The 17420-nt window shown below is 58.3% G+C and carries 17 protein-coding genes and 1 pseudogene; 4 read left to right on the top strand and 14 right to left on the bottom strand.

From position 1 onward, the window contains the following. Positions 1-155: 155 nt before the first annotated feature. From ACLI4M_RS05160 to ACLI4M_RS05180, 5 genes are read right to left on the bottom strand one after another with little or no spacing between them, the layout of a single operon-like run. Positions 156-611, bottom strand: coding sequence for a GNAT family N-acetyltransferase (locus ACLI4M_RS05160; RefSeq protein ID WP_133625014.1), 456 nt, complete (start codon positions 609-611; stop codon positions 156-158). A 2-nt stretch (positions 612-613) separates the two neighbouring features. Then, positions 614-1387: an FCD domain-containing protein gene (locus ACLI4M_RS05165; protein WP_133622843.1), complete on the bottom strand. Its 774-nt coding sequence runs from the start codon at positions 1385-1387 to the stop codon at positions 614-616. 38 nt (positions 1388-1425) lie between these two features. Beyond that, entirely contained in the window at positions 1426-1743 is a 318-nt protein-coding gene (locus tag ACLI4M_RS05170; RefSeq protein ID WP_048917192.1) for a PTS sugar transporter subunit IIB, read from the bottom strand. Between the two features lie 10 nt (positions 1744-1753). After that, the gene (locus ACLI4M_RS05175) at positions 1754-3181 is read right to left on the bottom strand and encodes a glycoside hydrolase family 1 protein (protein WP_133622842.1); all 1428 of its coding nucleotides are present in this window, start codon (positions 3179-3181) and stop codon (positions 1754-1756) included. A 9-nt stretch (positions 3182-3190) separates the two neighbouring features. After that, positions 3191-4525 carry a PTS sugar transporter subunit IIC gene (locus tag ACLI4M_RS05180; protein WP_048917194.1) on the bottom strand — a complete coding sequence of 445 codons (1335 nt, stop codon included), beginning with the start codon at positions 4523-4525 and terminating at the stop codon, positions 3191-3193. A gap of 181 nt (positions 4526-4706) precedes the next feature. On the opposite strand from ACLI4M_RS05180, the gene ACLI4M_RS05185 reads away from it, so the two are divergent. Further along, on the top strand, positions 4707-5018 hold the full coding sequence (locus ACLI4M_RS05185; protein ID WP_133622841.1) for a PTS lactose/cellobiose transporter subunit IIA: 312 nt from the start codon (positions 4707-4709) through the stop codon (positions 5016-5018). Between the two features lie 147 nt (positions 5019-5165). On the opposite strand, the gene lysA is transcribed toward ACLI4M_RS05185, so the two are convergent. Continuing rightward, positions 5166-6419: a diaminopimelate decarboxylase gene (gene lysA, locus ACLI4M_RS05190; RefSeq protein ID WP_133622840.1), complete on the bottom strand. Its 1254-nt coding sequence runs from the start codon at positions 6417-6419 to the stop codon at positions 5166-5168. A 120-nt stretch (positions 6420-6539) separates the two neighbouring features. Between lysA and ACLI4M_RS05195 the strand changes: the two genes are divergently transcribed. Then, the gene (locus ACLI4M_RS05195) at positions 6540-7460 is read left to right on the top strand and encodes a LysR family transcriptional regulator (protein ID WP_133622839.1); all 921 of its coding nucleotides are present in this window, start codon (positions 6540-6542) and stop codon (positions 7458-7460) included. On the opposite strand, the gene ACLI4M_RS05200 is transcribed toward ACLI4M_RS05195, so the two are convergent. Further along, positions 7457-8620: an MFS transporter gene (locus tag ACLI4M_RS05200; protein ID WP_133622838.1), complete on the bottom strand. Its 1164-nt coding sequence runs from the start codon at positions 8618-8620 to the stop codon at positions 7457-7459. The two genes, ACLI4M_RS05195 and ACLI4M_RS05200, sit on opposite strands and share 4 nt — an antisense overlap. Before the next feature lie 498 nt (positions 8621-9118). Between ACLI4M_RS05200 and ACLI4M_RS05205 the strand changes: the two genes are divergently transcribed. Further along, positions 9119-9742 (top strand): trypsin-like peptidase domain-containing protein, encoded by a 624-nt coding sequence (locus ACLI4M_RS05205; protein WP_133622837.1) that lies wholly within the window; start codon positions 9119-9121, stop codon positions 9740-9742. Positions 9743-9764: 22 nt separating this feature from the next. Here the strand turns inward: ACLI4M_RS05205 and ACLI4M_RS05210 are convergent. The 4 genes and pseudogenes from ACLI4M_RS05210 to prfB form a co-directional block, all read right to left on the bottom strand. After that, positions 9765-9956, bottom strand: a pseudogene (locus ACLI4M_RS05210) (aspartate/glutamate racemase); the annotation flags it as partial. Further along, a complete protein-coding gene (locus tag ACLI4M_RS05215; RefSeq protein WP_133622836.1) occupies positions 9953-10456 on the bottom strand; it encodes a cupin domain-containing protein in 504 nt (167 codons plus the stop codon). The gene ACLI4M_RS05215 and the pseudogene ACLI4M_RS05210, both read right to left, overlap by 4 nt. Positions 10457-10565: 109 nt before the next feature. Beyond that, entirely contained in the window at positions 10566-12086 is a 1521-nt protein-coding gene (lysS, locus tag ACLI4M_RS05220; RefSeq protein ID WP_133622835.1) for a lysine--tRNA ligase, read from the bottom strand. Between the two features lie 9 nt (positions 12087-12095). Then, positions 12096-13194, bottom strand: a protein-coding gene (gene prfB, locus ACLI4M_RS05225; RefSeq protein ID WP_099753485.1) for a peptide chain release factor 2 whose coding sequence is annotated in 2 segments (ribosomal slippage) — positions 12096-13118 and positions 13120-13194 — 1098 coding nt in all. Because the reading frame shifts where the segments join, the coding sequence is not laid out codon by codon here. Positions 13195-13355: 161 nt separating this feature from the next. Here prfB and ACLI4M_RS05230 point away from each other — a divergent pair. After that, the gene (locus tag ACLI4M_RS05230) at positions 13356-13979 is read left to right on the top strand and encodes a LysE family translocator (protein ID WP_133622834.1); all 624 of its coding nucleotides are present in this window, start codon (positions 13356-13358) and stop codon (positions 13977-13979) included. A 49-nt stretch (positions 13980-14028) separates the two neighbouring features. Here ACLI4M_RS05230 and recJ read toward each other — a convergent pair whose 3' ends face one another. Genes recJ through xerD form a run of 3 tightly spaced genes read right to left on the bottom strand, consistent with a single transcriptional unit; the run spans position 14029 to position 17375 of the window. Beyond that, positions 14029-15747, bottom strand: coding sequence for a single-stranded-DNA-specific exonuclease RecJ (gene recJ / locus ACLI4M_RS05235; RefSeq protein WP_133622833.1), 1719 nt, complete (start codon positions 15745-15747; stop codon positions 14029-14031). A gap of 5 nt (positions 15748-15752) precedes the next feature. Next, positions 15753-16457 (bottom strand): bifunctional protein-disulfide isomerase/oxidoreductase DsbC, encoded by a 705-nt coding sequence (gene dsbC / locus ACLI4M_RS05240; RefSeq protein ID WP_048917209.1) that lies wholly within the window; start codon positions 16455-16457, stop codon positions 15753-15755. A gap of 24 nt (positions 16458-16481) precedes the next feature. Further along, complete coding sequence (xerD, locus tag ACLI4M_RS05245; RefSeq protein ID WP_048917210.1) at positions 16482-17375, bottom strand: site-specific tyrosine recombinase XerD; 894 nt, start codon at positions 17373-17375, stop codon at positions 16482-16484. Positions 17376-17420: the final 45 nt, after the last annotated feature.

The following is a 17420-nucleotide window of genomic DNA, read 5'->3' on the forward strand; positions in this document are numbered from 1 at the left end:
CGCAGGGGTCGGCATCGACGACGCCCTAACCGTGGGATCGCCGCAGGGATCGGCATCGACGATGCCCTATCCGTGGGATCGCCGTAGGGATCGGCATCGACGATGCCCTATCCGTGGGATCGCCGTAGGGGTCGGGCATGCCCGACCCGCACCGCTTAACCCAGCGCTTTATGATACAGACGCACGCGCGTCGCCGGGTAATCCAGCGCATCGCCGATATAGTGCCAGCCAAAACGCTCGTAATAATCAGCACAGGCAGAATAGAGGTACAGATGGCGGTCGCCGCGCTGAAGGCAGCAGTCGATCACCGTCTGCTGCAGGCGTTCACTTAAACCGCGCCCGCGATAGCTCTCATCCACGTACAGCGCCGCCAGCCACGGGAAAAGATCCTGACGGCTGATCAAATCGCAGCGCCATAATCCCACGGTACCCACCGGGCGGTCGTCATCCAGCGCCACAAACGTCAGCGGCAGGTCGGCACCGCTCAGACTGCTGTCGATCACGCTGGCATAAAAGTCGCGGCTGTTATCGCTGCCAAAAGCCTGCCATAGCCAGTCGGTGACCACTTCGCGGGTTGCCGGTACCGCGCTCAGCGGCACAATACGCAGCAAACTCATACCAGCTTGCCCTGAAAAATCGGCACTGATTCAAACAGATAGCCATCGAAATCTGGGGCATCGGCATCGGAGAGCTCCAGCAGGCTGTGCTTCACATTTTCCAGATGCTGCCACATTGCCTGCCACGACCCCATCACGTCACGGCGGCGCAGCGCGGCGAGGATGGTCTGATGGTCGCCGAGCCACTTCAGGCGGTAGCTGCGGGTTTCAATATGGCCGCGCAGCTGCTGCCACAGCGGACTGCTTTCGTGATGACGCCAGATGCTGTTAACGGTATCCAGCAGCATCTGATTCTGCGTCGCGCCGGCCAGCAGCAGGTGGAACATTTTGTCGTTGTCCTGACTTTTGTCATCGAGCGCGATGGCGCGCTGCTCCTGCTCCAGCGTGCGCTTGAGGTTTTCGATATCCGCTTTGGTGGCCATCTTCGCCGCAAATGCTGCGATATTGCTCTCCAGCAGCTGGCGCGCCTGCAGCATCTCAAACGGCCCGACGTCGCTGCGGAAGAATGCCTCTTCTTCGTCGCTGCTCTCCGAGGGGATGCGCATCACGTAAACGCCGGAGCTTTGGCGAATATCTACCGTGCCCTCCAGCTCCAGCATTAGCAGGGCTTCACGCACAATGGTACGACTGACGCCCCAGGTCTCGGCGATATTACGCTCCGGCGGCAGACGCGAACCGACCGGATAGTGACCATCGATGATTTGCTGGCGCAGATCGTGACCGATTTCCTGATACTGCTTTTTTTCCTGCGCAGGCGCACCTTTGTCCACAAAACCACCCTTTCAGCCATTATCCGTATTGATTGGCGCTAGTTTACCAAAGCCAGCGCCTGATCGAGTACTTTTGCGCCGTTAAGGGTGCCATAAGCCACCGAATCAATCACCGCGATGGGGATTTGATAGCTGTCGGTCAGCTTGCGGTTCTCCTCCAGCTTGAAGCGCACCTGCGGCCCAAGCAGCACCACGGCCACTTCACCGACGTTATTTTCCAGCTCGTCGCGCAGGTTCTGTTCCGGGATGGCGTAGATCTGATACGCCAGCCCGCGTGCCGCCGCTTCTTTTTCCATCCGCGTCACCACCATCGAGGTGGACATGCCTGCTGCACAGGCGAGAACGATTCTTTGCATGATTAACTCCTTATTTGGCTTCATCATCCAGCTCAATGCTGAGCTGGCGGCTGTCACTTATCTGGCGATACCAGCGGGCGGATTTTTTCATCCGGCGCTGGCGCTGGTTTTGCAGGTCGATCTCGATCAGTCCGTAGCGATTTTTAAACGCGTTCATCGGCGACACGTTGTCGGTGAAGGCCCAAAGCATATAGCCCTGGCAGTTGATGCCCGCCTCACGCGCCAGCAGCGCCTGATAAAGATGCTCGCCGATAAATTCAATGCGGTAGTTATCCTGAATCTCTCCGCTGGCGTTTTTGAACTGCGCTTCGTTCTCAATTCCCATCCCGTTTTCGGCAATAAACCACGGGAAATTGTCATACTCACTCTTCATGCGCTGCGCCATATCCCAGACGATGTGCGGTTGGATCTCCCAGCCGCGCGACTTATTCATTCGCCGCCCCGGCAGTTCAAAGTGCTCAAAATAGTAAGCCGGATGGAACGGGGTCTCCGGGTGCCAGGCGCGCGACGGAGCTTTCACGCGGTGTGGATAATAGAGGTTGATGCCCACTTCATCGACGCGGTTGGCGCGGATAATGGCCAGCTCCTGCGCGTCGACCTGCCAGTTCACGCCATGTTTTTCCAGCAGCGCCAGCAGTTCATCCGGGTACTCGCCTTTGATTGCCGGGTCGAGGAATACGCGGTTATAGAACAGATCGTAGATCTGTGCCGCCTGCACATCGTGCGCGGCAGCCGAGCGTGGATAGGTCACTTCCGGGTTGAGGATAGTGCCGACGGTGCCCTGATAGCCTTTGGCGCGGAACAGCTGCACCACTTTCGCCGTGGCGAGATTTTTGTGGTGGTTCCACTGCATCCAGGTGTCGGTGCTCTGCTGATACGGCCAGCGCAGCGCATCGAGATAGACCCGCGTCTGCACCACCACCGGCTCATTAAAGGCAAACCAGCGCGTCACTTTGTGTGCGTAGCGGGCGAACACCTGCTCTGCGTAGCGCATAAACAGCTCGACCACGTGTTTCGATGCCCAGCCGCCGTACTGCTCCAGCAGCGTGGCGGGCAGTTCGTAATGCTCCAGGCAGAGCATCGGCTGGATGCCGTTTGCCAGCAGCTCGTCAATCAGGCTGTCGTAATACGCCGCGTACTCTTCATCCACCACCGCATTCTCATAGTCGGTAAGAAAGCGCGACCAGTTGATTGAGGTGCGGTAGTGCGTCAGCCCCGCCGCTTTCATCAGCGCCACGTCCTCTTTATAGCGGTTGATGAAATCGGTGGCGACCGCCGGGCCGTAGCCGTCGTGCCAGACGTGGCGGTCCTGCTGATACCAGGCATCGAGATAGGAATCCTGGCCGGCTTTCTTGCCGCTCCAGCCTTCGGTTTGCCACGCGGAGGCGGCAGCACCGAGAATAAAATCCGCCGGAATGGTGATAGTTACCTTACTCATTTTCGCTCCTTAATTTTTCGCCAGTTCAGGCTGCAGCGCCTGCGCTTCCGCAGCCTCTGCGCGGCGGGCGGCAACTTTGACAAATGGGATATAGATGAGGATCGACACCAGGATGCAGACAATCTGCGTTACCACTGCCCCCATCGACCCGGCGGTGGAGAGCCAGGCGTTAATGATGGGCGGCGTGGTCCACGGCACCATGACCACCGCTTTGCCAGCAAACCCGGTCAGCGTCGCAAAGTAGCCAATGGAACCGGTAATCAGCGGAGTGATGATGAACGGGATAGCGAGGATCGGGTTCAGCATGATTGGCATGCCGAAGATCACCGGTTCATTGATATTGAACAGGCCGGGGCCAAAAGAGAGCTTGGCGATTTCACGCATCTCTTTGCGTTTGGTCGCCAGCATCACCGCGCTCAGCAGGCCGATGGTCAGCCCGGAGCCGCCGATGCTCATGTACACATCCCAGAACGGCATGGTGATGATATTCGGCGCCTCTTTACCCTGCTCAAAGGCGTTCATATTGACCAGAATCGCCCCCAGCAGCAGCGGTTCGCGGATCGGCTTCACCATCTGGTTACCGTGGATGCCAATCACCCAGAACAGCTGGGCAACAAACATCAGCAGCAGAATGCCCCACAGGCTCTGCACCACCGATTCCAGCGGCTCCTGCACCACTTTGTACACGGCGTCATACAGATACATGCCGGTGAAGCGGTGGAAAATAAAGCCAAAGGTGGCGATGGCGGAGACGGTGATAATCGCCGGGATCAGCGCCGAGAAGGAGGCGGCAACGTTGGGCGGCACGGTGTCCGGCATTTTGATTTTCAGGCGATCGACATGCTCCAGGCGGCAGTAGATCTCCACCGAGAGGATGGCAATAAACATGCCGAGGAACAGGCTTTTGGTGTCGGAGAACTGCTTAGCCAGCACGTCGGTTACCACCTGCATCTGGCCATTGACCATCATGCTCAGCGTGGTGGGGGTGACGGCAATAAAGCAGATGATCGCCAGCAGGCCAGGAAACAGCGTTTTAATGCCGTTGATTTTTCCCAGCTCAATGCCGATCAGAAACACCGCGCCGATATTGAGGAAGCTCAGCGTGGCGTAGTTGATGCTGGAGGTGATCGGTTTCAGCTCGGCAAGGAACGACAGCGCCTGAAAACTGGCGAGGCCATTTTTGCCGTCCAGCACCATATTGGAAATCAGCACCGAAAATGCACCGACGATAATGACCGGCATCAGCGTAATAAACGACGCCTTGATCGCCATGATATAGCGATAGCTGTTGAACTTGGTGGCAAAACTCCCCAGAGAGTCGATTAGCCGTTCCTGTAGAGACATGGGTGAATCCTCGAGGTAAGGGGTCAGGCATCCCGGCATGAATATTTCTGCAGCTCACGCGGCAGTGGCATACCAAAAATAAACAATCGGTGATTATTTACTGTGATAAATCTCTCAGAAGTGATCACTGGTATTCCAATAAGATGAATCAACCAATTTTGGTATACCAATGGAGACAATCATGGATTTTGAACAGACGATGATGGAGCTGCTGATTAATGCGGGTGAAGCGCGATCCCACGCCATGAGCGCCATCCAGCAGGCGCGCAAGCGCGACTGGCAGGCGGCAGATGAGGCGCTGGCGGCCTCCTCTGAGGCTTCACGCGCCGCGCATAAAATCCAGACGCAGCTGATCGGTGCCGATGAGGGCTGCGGCAAAGTGCCGGTGACGCTGATCCTGGTGCACGCGCAGGATCACTTGATGAATGCGATGCTGTGCCGCGATCTGGCCGAGGAGATTGTGCTGCTGAGGAGAGAGATGTTCGCGGGATGAGAACTCAAACGGGCCGACCGGAAAAAAAGTCTTCATCCCGGAGGGTGCAAACCATCGGCACGGGGCGACCGGAAAAAAGGGTCGCCCCCTACGGATCCATTCTGGCGTAGGGGCTGACCCTCTTTTTCGGTCAGCCCTCAGGCCGGGTTACAGCTCCAGCGCCAGCAGTTCGGCGACGGTCTGCGCGCGGCGGATCTGGCGCGGTTCGCCGTTTTCGAACAGCACCTCCGGGATCAGCGGGCGGCTGTTGTAGTTGGAAGACATCGAAGCGCCGTAGGCACCGGTATCGTGGAACACCAGCCAGTCGCCGACTTTCACTGCAGGCAGCGCACGGGTCTCGACCTTGCCGCCTTCCAGCTGGGTGAAGACATCCCCGGATTCGCACAGCGGCCCCGCCACTACGCTCGCAAGCGTCGTGGATTCATCCAGCTGGCGGCCATCACCGGCCATCGCGGAAATGTGGTGATAGCTGCCGTACATGGAAGGACGCATCAGGTCATTGAAGCCGGCGTCCACCAGCACAAAGTGACGGCTGCCCATACTCTTCACCGCGCGCACCTGGCTCAGCAATACGCCGGACTCCGCCACCAGGAAACGCCCCGGTTCAATCTCCAGCTTCACCGGGTGGCCGAGGTGCTGCGCCACGCGCTGGCGCGCTGCGTCCCACAGGCCGTAATAGTGATGAGTATCAATGGTCTCTTCGCCAAAGCGGTACGGGATCGACAGGCCGCCCCCGGCAGAGATCGCTTCAAGATCCTGACCAAAGCTCACGACCAGGTTAACCATCGCATCGCACACCTGCTCGAGGTGGCCGTAGTCGACGCCGGAACCGATATGCATGTGGAGGCCGACCAGCTTCAGCTGGTAGCGCTGAATCGCTTCCAGCGCCAGCGCCATATCCTCGTGCCAGATACCGTGCTTGCTGTTTTCACCGCCGGTGTTGGTTTTCTGACTGTGACCGTGACCAAAGCCCGGGTTGACGCGCAGCCACACCGGATGCCCGGCAGAGACCTGGCCCAGCTGGTGCAGCATATCCACCGATCCCGCATTCACCGGCACTTTCAGCTCGGCCACGCGCGCCAGCGTTGGCTCATCCAGCAGGTCGGCGGTAAACACAATCTCATCGCCGCCCGCCACATAGCCCGCCGCCAGCGCACGCTCAATCTCACCCAGCGAGACGGAATCCACCTTCACACCCGCCGCACGCATCAGGCGCAGGATATGAATATTGGAGCAGGCCTTCTGCGCAAAGCGCACCACGTCGAACTGCTGTAGCTGGCTGATACGATCGTGGATGATCGCCGCATCGTACGCCCAGAGCGGGCCGCCGTATTGCAGCGCCAGCGGCAGCAGGTTGTCCTGATTCAGGGCGGTGGTGGTGTCGGTAAGCAGGCGTGGCATAAGCAGTTCTCCATAAGGTTATGCCGCTATTACGCCACAGCAGGGGGCGGGAGAAAAATATCTGTTTTAACGAACCCTATTCATCCATGATATAGGTTGTGAGAGTCAGAGGATCAGATCATGGCCGGGGTTTCGTTACGTCATATTGAAATTTTTCACGCGGTGATCACCACCGGCAACCTGACGGAAGCCGCGGCGCTGCTGCACACCTCCCAGCCCACCGTCAGCCGCGAGCTGGCGCGCTTTGAGAAGCTGACCGGCCTGCAGCTGTTTGAGCGGGTGCGCGGCCGTCTGCAACCCACAGCGCAGGGGCTCCATCTCTTCGAGGAGGTGCAGCGCTCGTGGTACGGGCTGGATCGCATCATCAGCGCAGCGGAAGGGCTGCGCCAGTTCCGTCAGGGCGAGCTGTCGCTGGCCTGCCTGCCGGTATTTTCGCAGTCGCTGCTGCCGCTGCTGTGCCAGCCGTTTATGCAGCGCTACCCGGATCTGAGCCTGAATATTATTCCGCAGGAGTCGCCGCTGCTGGAGGAGTGGCTGTCGGCGCAGCGCTACGATCTGGGCCTGACCGAAACCACCCATACCCCGGCAGGCACCGAGCGCAGCGCGCTGTTTACCGCTGATGAAGTCTGCGTGCTGCCTGCCGATCATCCGCTGGCGCAGCGCGCCGTATTAACTCCGGCGGATTTCAACGGTCAGAACTATATCAGCCTGTCGCGCACCGACAGCTATCGGCAGATTGTGGATGGGATTTTTGCTGAGCATGGCGTGCAGCGGCGCATGGTGATGGAGACGCACAGCGCGGCATCAGTGTGTTCGATGGTGAAAGCGGGGATTGGCGTATCGATAGTCAACCCGCTGACGGCGCTTGACTACGCCGACAGCGGAGTGACGATCCGGCGCTTCAGCATTGCCGTGCCGTTCACCGTCAGTCTGATCAGGCCGCGCCATCGCCCTGCTTCTGCGCTGGTCGACGCCTTCAGTCAGCATCTGCACCAGCACATCGGCCTGTTCAGCGAGCGGCTGGCGCAGCGGCTGAGTTAAGCGTTCGCCACCTGCGGACGACCGCGTGAACCACGGAAGGTGTACAGACAGACCAGCAGGCCGATGAGCGCCAGCACGGCGGCCGATACCGGCACCGCCGTCAGGCCGTAGCCGCCGCCAATCACTGCACCGCCAACCCAGGCCCCGAGCGCATTGCCGACGTTAAACGCCGAGATATTTAGCGTCGAGACCAGATTGGGCGCATCTTTCCCGTGGCGCACCACGTTGATTTGCAGCGCCGGAACCATAGCGAAGGTGGCCATCGCCCACAGGAACAGGGTGATCTCCGCTAACCACAGCGAGTGGCTGGTCCAGCTAAACAGCAGTGAAAACACCGCAATCAGCGAGAAGCTGAGGATCAGGCTGAACGACACTTTCCAGTCGGCCAGCTTGCCGCCGAGGATATTGCCCACCGTCAGGCCAGCGCCGATCAGGAACAGCGTCCAGCTGACGCCGCGGTCGGTGATGCCCGTTACCTGCAGCAGCAGCGGGGCAATGTAGCTGAACAGCGCAAACATCGCGGCGGCAAAGAACACCGTCATCAGCAGCGACAGCCACAGCTTACCGTTGTTCAGCGCGCTCACTTCGGCAGCCAGATGCACCGGCTTTTCGTCGCGGTTGGTTGGCAGGCTGACGATCAGGCCGATAAACGCCAGTACGCCGATAATCGCCACGCCCCAGAAGGTGGCGCGCCAGCCGAACATCTGGCCAAACCAGGTTCCCAACGGTACGCCCAGCACGTTCGCCAGCGTTAAGCCGGTAAACATCAGGGCCACGGCGGATGCCTGCTTGCCCGGCGCCACCAGGCTGGCAGCAACCACGGCACCAATTCCGAAGAACGCACCGTGACAGAGCGCGGTGACAATACGCGCCAGCATCAGCAGGTTGTAGGTGTAGGCCAGCGCACAGAGAATGTTGCCGACGATAAAGATCGCCATCAGCAGGATCAGCGTGCGTTTACGCGGCAGCTTCGCGGTCAGCAGCGCCATAATCGGTGCGCCAATCGCTACGCCGAGCGCATAGCCACTGATCAACCAGCCCGCCGAGGGGATGGAAACACGCAGGTCATTCGCCACCTCCGGCAGCAGCCCCATAATGACGAATTCGGTGGTGCCGATGGCAAAGGCACTCAGCGCCAGCGCCAGTAATGAAACAGGCATATGAAACACTCCCAGGATAATAGAAATTCGGCTCTCAGGATGCTGAGAGCAACAGCGAACAGGTGAAGAAATATAATCCAGCTGCCCCGATATGAACCATCAGAGGAATAAATTTGATCCAGATCACATTAACTAATTAAAACACAGCTGATGAAAGGCTTACAGTCCGGCGTCGGCAAGGGTCTGTTGCCGCAGAAGCAACAATTGGCGATTTGCGTTAAAATCAGAATCAATAAAATGTGATCCCACACTCATTTTGTCTTTTTTCTTCGCTATACTTGCCAGTAGCTCACCGAAACATCATTTTTTCTAATCATTTTAAACTGGGCTTTTTCTTAGTTTTGAATCTGGATATTCAGGCTGCTTGCATTTCGGGCGCAATGAGTCAGACCTTACCGCCGCGGCGATACATTAAAGTTCTGCCAGGCACCGCCGATAAGTCAAATATCAGGATTTGGCGCTAACTGTCAGGATCCTACCTACCGCTGAGGAGAGTCGATGCGCATTGCACTTTGCCTGCTAGCCCTGTGCCTGACGGGGTGTTCTGTAGGGAAGTATCAGTACAGCAGCGAGGCTGAAGAGCGCGTCGATATGACGGTGACCGGTATCCCCACGGTATTAGGGCTGGGCACGCTCGGCACCACCATTCCGCTGACGCCGGATTACAGCCTGACCGCCGCGCACGTAGCAAAATATTCGCTGTACAAGGTGAAGTCGTATCACCCTGAGTGCGATCTCGCGGTGGTGTACCATAAAAACAGCAACCTGCAGCCGCCGCACTTCCGTAACGGCTTGATCGGCGACAAGGTGAACCTCTACGGCTACAGCTTTATCTCGGCAATGCCGGTAGCATCCAGCGGCACCAATCTGATCAATACCGGGCTGAAAAATTCCTGGAACAAGGTGAGCTGCGTGGTGGTGGCTTCCGATGCGGGCGTAGTGCAGGGGATGTCCGGTGGGGCGGTGTACAATGCCTCGGATGATTCGATTGGCGGCGTGATCGTTGGCTACAGCAAGCGCATCAACGATATAAAAAGCGGCAAAACGCTGTATAAGAACGTATCGCTGTATATCCCCTTCGCCCGCTTTAAAGAGTGGCTGAATGACGCGGTGAAATCGTAATTGCAGGGGGCGGCATCGGCCACAGCATCCGCCCGGCTTTATCCCACTCACCGCTGGCCTGGCAGGCCTCAATATCATGAAAATCAACGCTGTATAACACTATCTTTGCCGAATGCAGGCCGCCGAGACGCGCCTTGATCCCTTCATTGATCATACGGTAATAGGGCACGGTGGATTCCCAGCTCATGCCGCCAATCAGTCCCAGCGTCTTCATTGTTGGTCCTTCTTTAGGGCATCCGGCAGCCCGTCATGGGGGCCAAATTCCTGCGCGGGGGGGTTCTCCCACCGATCCTCACGCGTGGCGAGGTAGACCGGATTTTTCGGATACCAGATGCGGTTCTCGGGTTTATTGGCTTCACCGACTACGATAAAGCGCGCTTCGCGATCGCTGTTATTGATAAAGGTGTGGCAGATGGCGGTGCCAGCCGGAAACGCCACTGCATCTCCGGGCTGCAGGCGGTGCAGCTCGCCGTTAATCCATACGTCCGGCTCGCCCTCCAGCACGAAAGCGAACTCCTCTTCGGCACTTTCGGCATGTGGATAGGACATGCGGCGTCCCGGCAGCAGGCGCTCGTGGTGGATCCCCAGACGCGTCAAGCCAAGCAGGCGCCCGAGCGGGGCGCCAATGGACATCAGCTCGTCGCTGTCCGGGTAGTGTTCATTATCCTCCCCCTCCAGCTCCTGCCAGTGGCGGATAAAATCAGGTCGGGTCATGGCTGCTCTCCGTGCCGGGATATTTTTGAACAGTCACTATTGGCTATTTTGCTGATGGAAGCAAAAAAAAACGGCCCGCATTGCGGACCGTTTATCAGAAAAACAGGACTTACTTGTTGGTCGGGCGCAGTGCCGGGAACAGGATCACATCGCGGATGGTGTGGCTGTTGGTGAACAGCATCACCATACGGTCGATACCGATGCCGAGGCCGGCGGTTGGCGGCAGGCCGTGCTCCAGGGCGGTAACGTAGTCTTCGTCGTAGAACATCGCTTCGTCATCGCCGGCATCTTTGGCATTAACCTGCTGCAGGAAACGATCGGCCTGATCTTCCGCATCGTTCAGCTCCGAGAAGCCGTTGCCGATCTCGCGGCCGCCGATAAAGAACTCGAAGCGGTCGGTGATTTCCGGGTTGTGATCGTTACGGCGCGCCAGCGGCGACACTTCTGCCGGGTATTCTGTAATGAAGGTTGGCTGGATCAGGTGCGCTTCTGCGGTCTCTTCGAAGATCTCAGTGACCACGCGGCCCAGACCCCAGCTCTTCTCAACTTTGATGCCGATAGACTGGGCGATAGCCACGGACTTATCGAAATCGTCGAGATCGGCCAGGTTGGTTTCCGGGCGATACTTCAGAATCGCTTCTTTCATCGTCAGCTTGTCGAACGGCTTGCCGAAGTCAAACTGCTGGTCACCGTAAGGCACCACGGTGGTGCCCAGCACGTCCTGCGCCAGCGTGCGGAACAGGCTTTCAGTCAGCTCGATCAGATCTTTGTAATCCGCATACGCCATATAGAGTTCCATCATGGTGAACTCAGGGTTATGGCGCGGCGAGATACCTTCGTTACGGAAGTTGCGGTTAATTTCGAACACGCGATCGAAGCCACCGACCACCAGGCGCTTCAGGTATAGCTCTGGCGCAATACGCAGGTACATATCGATGTCCAGCGCGTTGTGATGGGTAATAAACGGACGTGCAGAAGCACCGCCAGGGATCACCTGCATCATCGGGGTTTCCACTTCCATAAACTCACGGCCAACCATGAAGTTACGGATACCGGCCATGATCTGTGAGCGGATTTTGAAGGTCTTACGCGAGTCGTCGTTTGAGATCAGATCCAGGTAACGCTGGCGGTAGCGGGTCTCCTGATCGGCCAGGCCGTGGAACTTGTCCGGCAGCGGACGCAGGGCTTTAGTCAGCAGGCGCAGTTCGCTACAGTGCAGGGTCAGCTCGCCGGTTTTGGTCTTAAACAACTTGCCGCGCGCGCCGAGAATATCCCCAAGGTCCCATTTCTTGAACTGCTCGTTGTATTTGCCTTCTGGCAGATCGTCGCGGGAAACATAGAGCTGGATAATCCCGCCCACGTCCTGCAAGGTGACGAAAGAGGCTTTACCCATAATACGGCGGGTCATCATACGACCGGCAACGCTGAACTCTTCGCCGATCAGCTCCAGCTCTTCATTCTCTTTATCGGCGTATTTAGCGGCCAGAACGTCAGAGGTGCTGTCACGGCGGAAGTCGTTCGGGAACGCCACGCCAGTTTCACGCAGTGCGGCCAGCTTTTCGCGACGTGATTTCAGTTCGTTATTAAGCTCAAGTGCGGCATCAGCGGCCTGCGGTTGTTGTTCAGACATGTGAGTTCCTTATAACCCTGCTTTCAAACTTGCTTCGATAAAACGATCCAGATCGCCGTCCAGAACCGCCTGAGTATTGCGCGTTTCTACGTTGGTACGCAGATCCTTGATGCGGGAGTCATCCAGCACGTAAGAGCGGATCTGGCTGCCCCAGCCGATGTCAGACTTGTTGTCTTCCGCCGCCTGTTTGTCCGCATTTTTCTTCTGCATTTCATATTCATACAGCTTGGCACGCAGCTGTTTGAAGGCCTGATCTTTGTTCTTATGCTGAGAACGGTCGTTCTGGCACTGCACCACAATGTTGGTCGGTAAGTGGGTAATACGCACCGCCGACTCGGTTTTGTTGACGTGCTGACCACCGGCACCGGAAGCGCGATAAACGTCAATACGCAGGTCGGCCGGGTTGATATCGATATCGATATTGTCGTCCACTTCCGGATAGACAAACACCGAACTGAACGAAGTGTGGCGGCGGCCGCCGGAGTCGAACGGGCTTTTACGTACCAGGCGATGCACGCCGGTTTCAGTACGCAACCAGCCGAACGCGTAGTCGCCGATGATTTTAATGGTGGCGGATTTGGTTCCGGCCACTTCACCGTCGGACTCTTCAATAATTTCGGTTTTATAGCCTTTGGCTTCCGCCCAGCGCAGATACATCCGCAGCAGCATGCTGGCCCAGTCCTGTGCTTCGGTGCCGCCGGAACCGGCCTGAATATCCATGTAGCAGTCAGCGCTGTCGTACTCGCCGGAGAACATGCGGCGGAACTCTAATTCACCGAGTTTCTTTTCCAGAATATCGAGTTCAGCCACTGCTTCATTGAAGGTCTCTTCGTCTTCGGCTTCTACGGCCAGCTCAAGCAGGCCAGTGACATCTTCCAGCCCCTGCTCCATCAGATCCAGCGTTTCAACGACGGCTTCTAATGCAGAGCGCTCTTTACCCAGCGCCTGGGCGCGGTCAGGTTCATTCCAGACATCAGGCTGCTCAAGTTCAGCGTTTACTTCCTGCAGGCGTTCTTTCTTGGCATCATAGTCAAAGATACCCCCTAAGAACGGCGCTGCGCTCTGTGAGATCCTGAATACGGTTCTTTACCGGATTAATTTCAAACATGTTTTGAGATCTTTTTAGGTGATCGAAATGGACGAGAATGTAACCACGCAGTTTAACTGAAATAGCGCCCGGTTTGTAGCACAGAACGCACCTTGTGCGTTTTGTGCGGTAGGGGTCGGGCATGCCTGACCCGCTCTTTTGACCACAATGGAGACCTGAAGATGTCCGTTACTGATGCCCTGCTGGCATTTACTTTCGCCGCCACCCTGCTCACCCTGACGCCGGGGCTGGATACCGCGCTGATTTTGCGCACCTCCACCGTGGAGGGCAGCAGAAAGGCCATTCAGGCACAGCTGGGGATCAATGCCGGCTGTCTGGCGTGGGCAGCGGCGGTCGCTTTCGGCCTGGGTGCGCTGATTGCGGTGTCCGAGCTGGCGTACAACCTGCTGAAGTGGTGCGGTGCCGCCTATCTCGCCTGGCTGGGCGCACAGATGCTGCTGAAGCCACGCAGCCAGATGGGCGAGGCCAGGCTGGCAAAAGGCACGCAAAACTGGTTTTTGCGCGGCTTTTTCGGCAATTTGCTGAACCCGAAAGTGGGTATTTTTTACGTCTCTTTCCTGCCGCAGTTTATCCCGAGCGGACATTCACCGGTGCTGTGGACTTTTGGCCTGGTGATGATCCACGTGCTGCTCGGCACACTGTGGTCATCGTTACTGATTTTCAGCACGCGCCGTCTTTCCGGGGTGCTGAAGCGTGAGAAGGTAGTGAAATGGCTGGACCGCACCACCGGCGGGGTGTTTCTGCTGTTTGCCGCGAAGCTGGCGCTGAGCCGCCGCCCGGGATAGTGCAAAGGGCCGACCGCAAAAAAGAGGGTCGGCCCCTACAGGCTGTTGCTTACAGCGCCCAGAGATGGTCGATAATCAGCTGCACGGTACGGTTACCGCGAAACTCATTGACGTCGAGCTTGTACGCCAGCTCAACCTGCCTGACGCTCGGGTCCGGCCACAGGGTGGTATCGACATTAAAGGCAATACCGTCCAGCAGCGGGCCGCCGCCAAGCGGCTCAATCATCACTTTCAGATGACGCTCGCCCACCAGCCGCTGCTGTAACAGCTTGAACTTGCCGTCGAAGGTCGGCTCCGGGAAGGCCTGCCCCCACGGACCGGCTTCGCGCAGCAGCTCCGCCGTGGGTAACGTCAGCTCCTGTGCCATCAGCTCACCGTCGGACCAGACCACGCCCTGAAGGGACTCGGCATCCAGCCACTCGCCGACCAGCTCAGCAAAGCGCTGGCGGAACTCGTCGAACTTAGACGCCTCCAGCGACAAACCCGCCGCCATCGCGTGGCCGCCAAACTTAATGATCAGCCCGGGGTTTAGCGTATCAAGCCGCTCCAGTGCGTCACGCATATGCAGCCCGGCAATAGAGCGGCCTGAGCCTTTCAGCGTACCGTCCCCCGCCGGAGCAAAGGCGATCACCGGGCGGTGGAAGCGCTCCTTCAGGCGCGAGGCCAGAATGCCGACCACGCCCTGATGCCACTCGGGATGATACATGGCGATACCGAGCGGCAGCGCGTCATCGCTGCTTTCGAGACGATCGCACAGCGCCAGCGCTTCCGACTGCATCCCCTGCTCGATCTCTTTACGCGTCTGGTTTAACGCATCCAGCTCGCTGGCCAGCATACGTGCCTGACCGAGATCGTCACTCAGCAGCAGCGCCACGCCAACCGACATATCGTCGAGACGGCCCGCAGCATTTAACCGCGGCCCGAGCGCGAAGCCTAAGTCGCTGGCGGCCAGCTGACGGGCATCGCGATTGGCGATCTCCAGCAGCGCGCGGATACCCGGGCGGCATTTCCCGGCGCGAATACGGCTCAGCCCCTGCCACACCAGGATGCGGTTATTAGCATCCAGCGGTACCACGTCGGCGACCGTGCCCAGCGCCACCAGATCCAGCAGTTCCGCCAGGTTTGGCAGAGTGGTCACGCCGCTGTCGCGCAGCTGCGATCGCAGGGCCAGCATCAGGTAGAACGCCACGCCCACGCCCGCCAGCGCCCGTGAAGGGAACTGGCAGTCGCTCAGGTTGGGGTTAACAATTGCGTCGGCTTCAGGCAGCGAGTCGCCCGGCAGGTGGTGATCGGTCACGACCACCGGGATCCCTTTCTCGTGCGCCAGCGCCACACCCGCGTGGGAGGAGATGCCGTTATCGACCGTGACAATCAGCTGCGCGCCGCGTGCCGCGGCCTGCTCAACCACTTCGGGACTGAGGCCATAGCCATCATCAAACCGGTTCGGCACCAGATATTTAATGTTGCTGCCGCCCATGCTGCGCAGTGCCAGCACCGTCAATGCGGTGCTGGTGGCACCGTCGGCGTCGAAATCGCCGACGATCATGATGCACAGGTTATCCGCCAGCGCGCGCTGCAGGATCTCAACCGCCCGCTGAATACCGCTCAGCGACTGGAAGGGATGCAGGTTTTTCGCACCGCGCTCCAGCTCGGCAGCCGCGGTGACACCGCGTTGAGCGTAGAGACGACGTAACAGCGGGTGCAGTTCAGCAGGAAGTGCAGCAGCATCCGTCGCCTCGCGGCGACGGAGTTCAGTTTTACTGTTCACGAAAATCAGCCGCCGTTTTTCTGGCTGTCGAGGAATTTCTTCAGATCCTGCGGCCCCTGATAGCCGGGGATCATGGTGCCATTTTCCAGCAGCATGGCAGGGGTGCCCTGAATGCCGAACAGCACGCCCAGTTTGTACTGCTGACCAATATCGATTTTACAATCGGCCGGTGCGACCGTGTCGCCCTTCATCGCGGCGCTGAATGCTTTGCGCGGGTCGGCGCTGCACCAGACGGACTTCATCTCTTTGGCTACCTGACCATTCATCCCTTCACGCGGGAAGGCCAGGTAGCGCACGGTAATGCCCAGCGCGTTGTAGTCAGCCATCTGCTCGTGCAGCTTGCGGCAGTAGCCACAGGTGATATCGGTAAATACCGTGATCACATGCTGCTCTTTTGCGGCTTTGTACACGATCATCTCGCTGCTTAACGCATCGACTTTTTTCTGCAGCAGCTGATTGGTCACGTTGACCGGCTGGCCGCCGCTGACGTCGTACAGCGGCCCCTGCAGGAAGTGTTTGCCGTCTTCGGTGACGTACAGCACACCGCTCTCACTCAGCACGGTTTTAATGCCCGGCAGCGGCGAAGGCTGGATCTCGGTCTGCTGTAAGCCCAGTTTGGTCAGCGACTGTTTAATGGCGGCATCATCGGCGTGGGCCAGCCCGCTGACCGAAGCGATGAGGAGAGAAAGTAACAGGTAATGCTTCTTCATTTGATGTCCTTATGTACTCTGAAATCAGGCACGCGGGTGATGCTGCTGATGCAGCTGGCGCAGGCGCTCGGTCGCCACGTGCGTATAAATCTGGGTAGTGGATAAATCGCTGTGGCCTAACAGCATCTGCACCACGCGTAAATCAGCGCCGTGGTTAAGAAGATGCGTGGCAAACGCATGCCTCAGCACGTGCGGTGACAGTTTTTCGCTGTCGATACCCGCCAGTGTGGCGTAATGTTTGATGCGATGCCAGAAGGTTTGTCGGGTCATTTGTTGCGCGCGGTTACTGGGAAACAGCACGTCCAGCGTCTGGCCGTTAAGCAGCCACGGGCGCCCGTACTCGATAAACTGCTCGATCCAGTGCACCGCTTCCTCGCCCATCGGTACCAGCCGCTCCTTGTTGCCTTTACCGATCACCCGCACCACGCCCTGGCGCAGGCTGACATCGCTGAGCGTTAAACCCACCAGTTCGGTGACGCGCAGCCCGGTGGCGTACAGCAGTTCCAGCATCGCTTTATCGCGCAGCTCAATCGGCTGATCAAGGCAGGGTGACTGCAGCAGGCGTTCGACCTGTGCTTCCGACAGATCCTTAGGCAGGCGCTGCGGCAGTTTGGGCGAGGAGAGCAGCGCGCTGGGGTCGTCCTCGCGCAGCTTCTCGCGGTAGAGGTACTGGAACAGGCGGCGCATGGCACTCAACAGACGGGCAGAGCTGGAGGCTTTGTAACCGCCTTCCAGCCGCTCGGCGAGAAACCCCTGCAGGCTGACGGCATCCACGCTCAGTAATGACAGCTGTTGATGCTCCAGCCAGCCGCACAGCGAACGCAGGTCGAGACGATAAGAGGCAACGGTATTCTGCGCCAGATTGCGCTCGATCCACAGGGCATCAAGAAATTGCTCAATCAGATCGTTATCCTGCACCTTATCCTCTCTTTTATTGACACGGCGTGGCTGTCAGTGCGCTGC

The sequence above is a fragment of the Erwinia sp. LJJL01 genome, from assembly GCF_047300805.2.
Classification (GTDB): domain Bacteria; phylum Pseudomonadota; class Gammaproteobacteria; order Enterobacterales; family Enterobacteriaceae; genus Erwinia; species Erwinia aphidicola.

What these genes read in the sequence shown, in the direction of transcription:
- ACLI4M_RS05170 (WP_048917192.1), bottom strand. Translation starts at nt 1,743, where the DNA reads ATGCAAAGAATCGTTCTCGCCTGTGCAGCAGGCATGTCCACCTCGATG.
- ACLI4M_RS05175 (WP_133622842.1), bottom strand. Translation starts at nt 3,181, where the DNA reads ATGAGTAAGGTAACTATCACCATTCCGGCGGATTTTATTCTCGGTGCT.
- ACLI4M_RS05180 (WP_048917194.1), bottom strand. Translation starts at nt 4,525, where the DNA reads ATGTCTCTACAGGAACGGCTAATCGACTCTCTGGGGAGTTTTGCCACC.
- ACLI4M_RS05185 (WP_133622841.1), top strand. Translation starts at nt 4,707, where the DNA reads ATGGATTTTGAACAGACGATGATGGAGCTGCTGATTAATGCGGGTGAA.
- lysA (WP_133622840.1), bottom strand. Translation starts at nt 6,419, where the DNA reads ATGCCACGCCTGCTTACCGACACCACCACCGCCCTGAATCAGGACAAC.
- ACLI4M_RS05195 (WP_133622839.1), top strand. Translation starts at nt 6,540, where the DNA reads ATGGCCGGGGTTTCGTTACGTCATATTGAAATTTTTCACGCGGTGATC.
- ACLI4M_RS05200 (WP_133622838.1), bottom strand. Translation starts at nt 8,620, where the DNA reads ATGCCTGTTTCATTACTGGCGCTGGCGCTGAGTGCCTTTGCCATCGGC.
- ACLI4M_RS05205 (WP_133622837.1), top strand. Translation starts at nt 9,119, where the DNA reads ATGCGCATTGCACTTTGCCTGCTAGCCCTGTGCCTGACGGGGTGTTCT.
- ACLI4M_RS05215 (WP_133622836.1), bottom strand. Translation starts at nt 10,456, where the DNA reads ATGACCCGACCTGATTTTATCCGCCACTGGCAGGAGCTGGAGGGGGAG.
- lysS (WP_133622835.1), bottom strand. Translation starts at nt 12,086, where the DNA reads ATGTCTGAACAACAACCGCAGGCCGCTGATGCCGCACTTGAGCTTAAT.
- ACLI4M_RS05230 (WP_133622834.1), top strand. Translation starts at nt 13,356, where the DNA reads ATGTCCGTTACTGATGCCCTGCTGGCATTTACTTTCGCCGCCACCCTG.
- dsbC (WP_048917209.1), bottom strand. Translation starts at nt 16,457, where the DNA reads ATGAAGAAGCATTACCTGTTACTTTCTCTCCTCATCGCTTCGGTCAGC.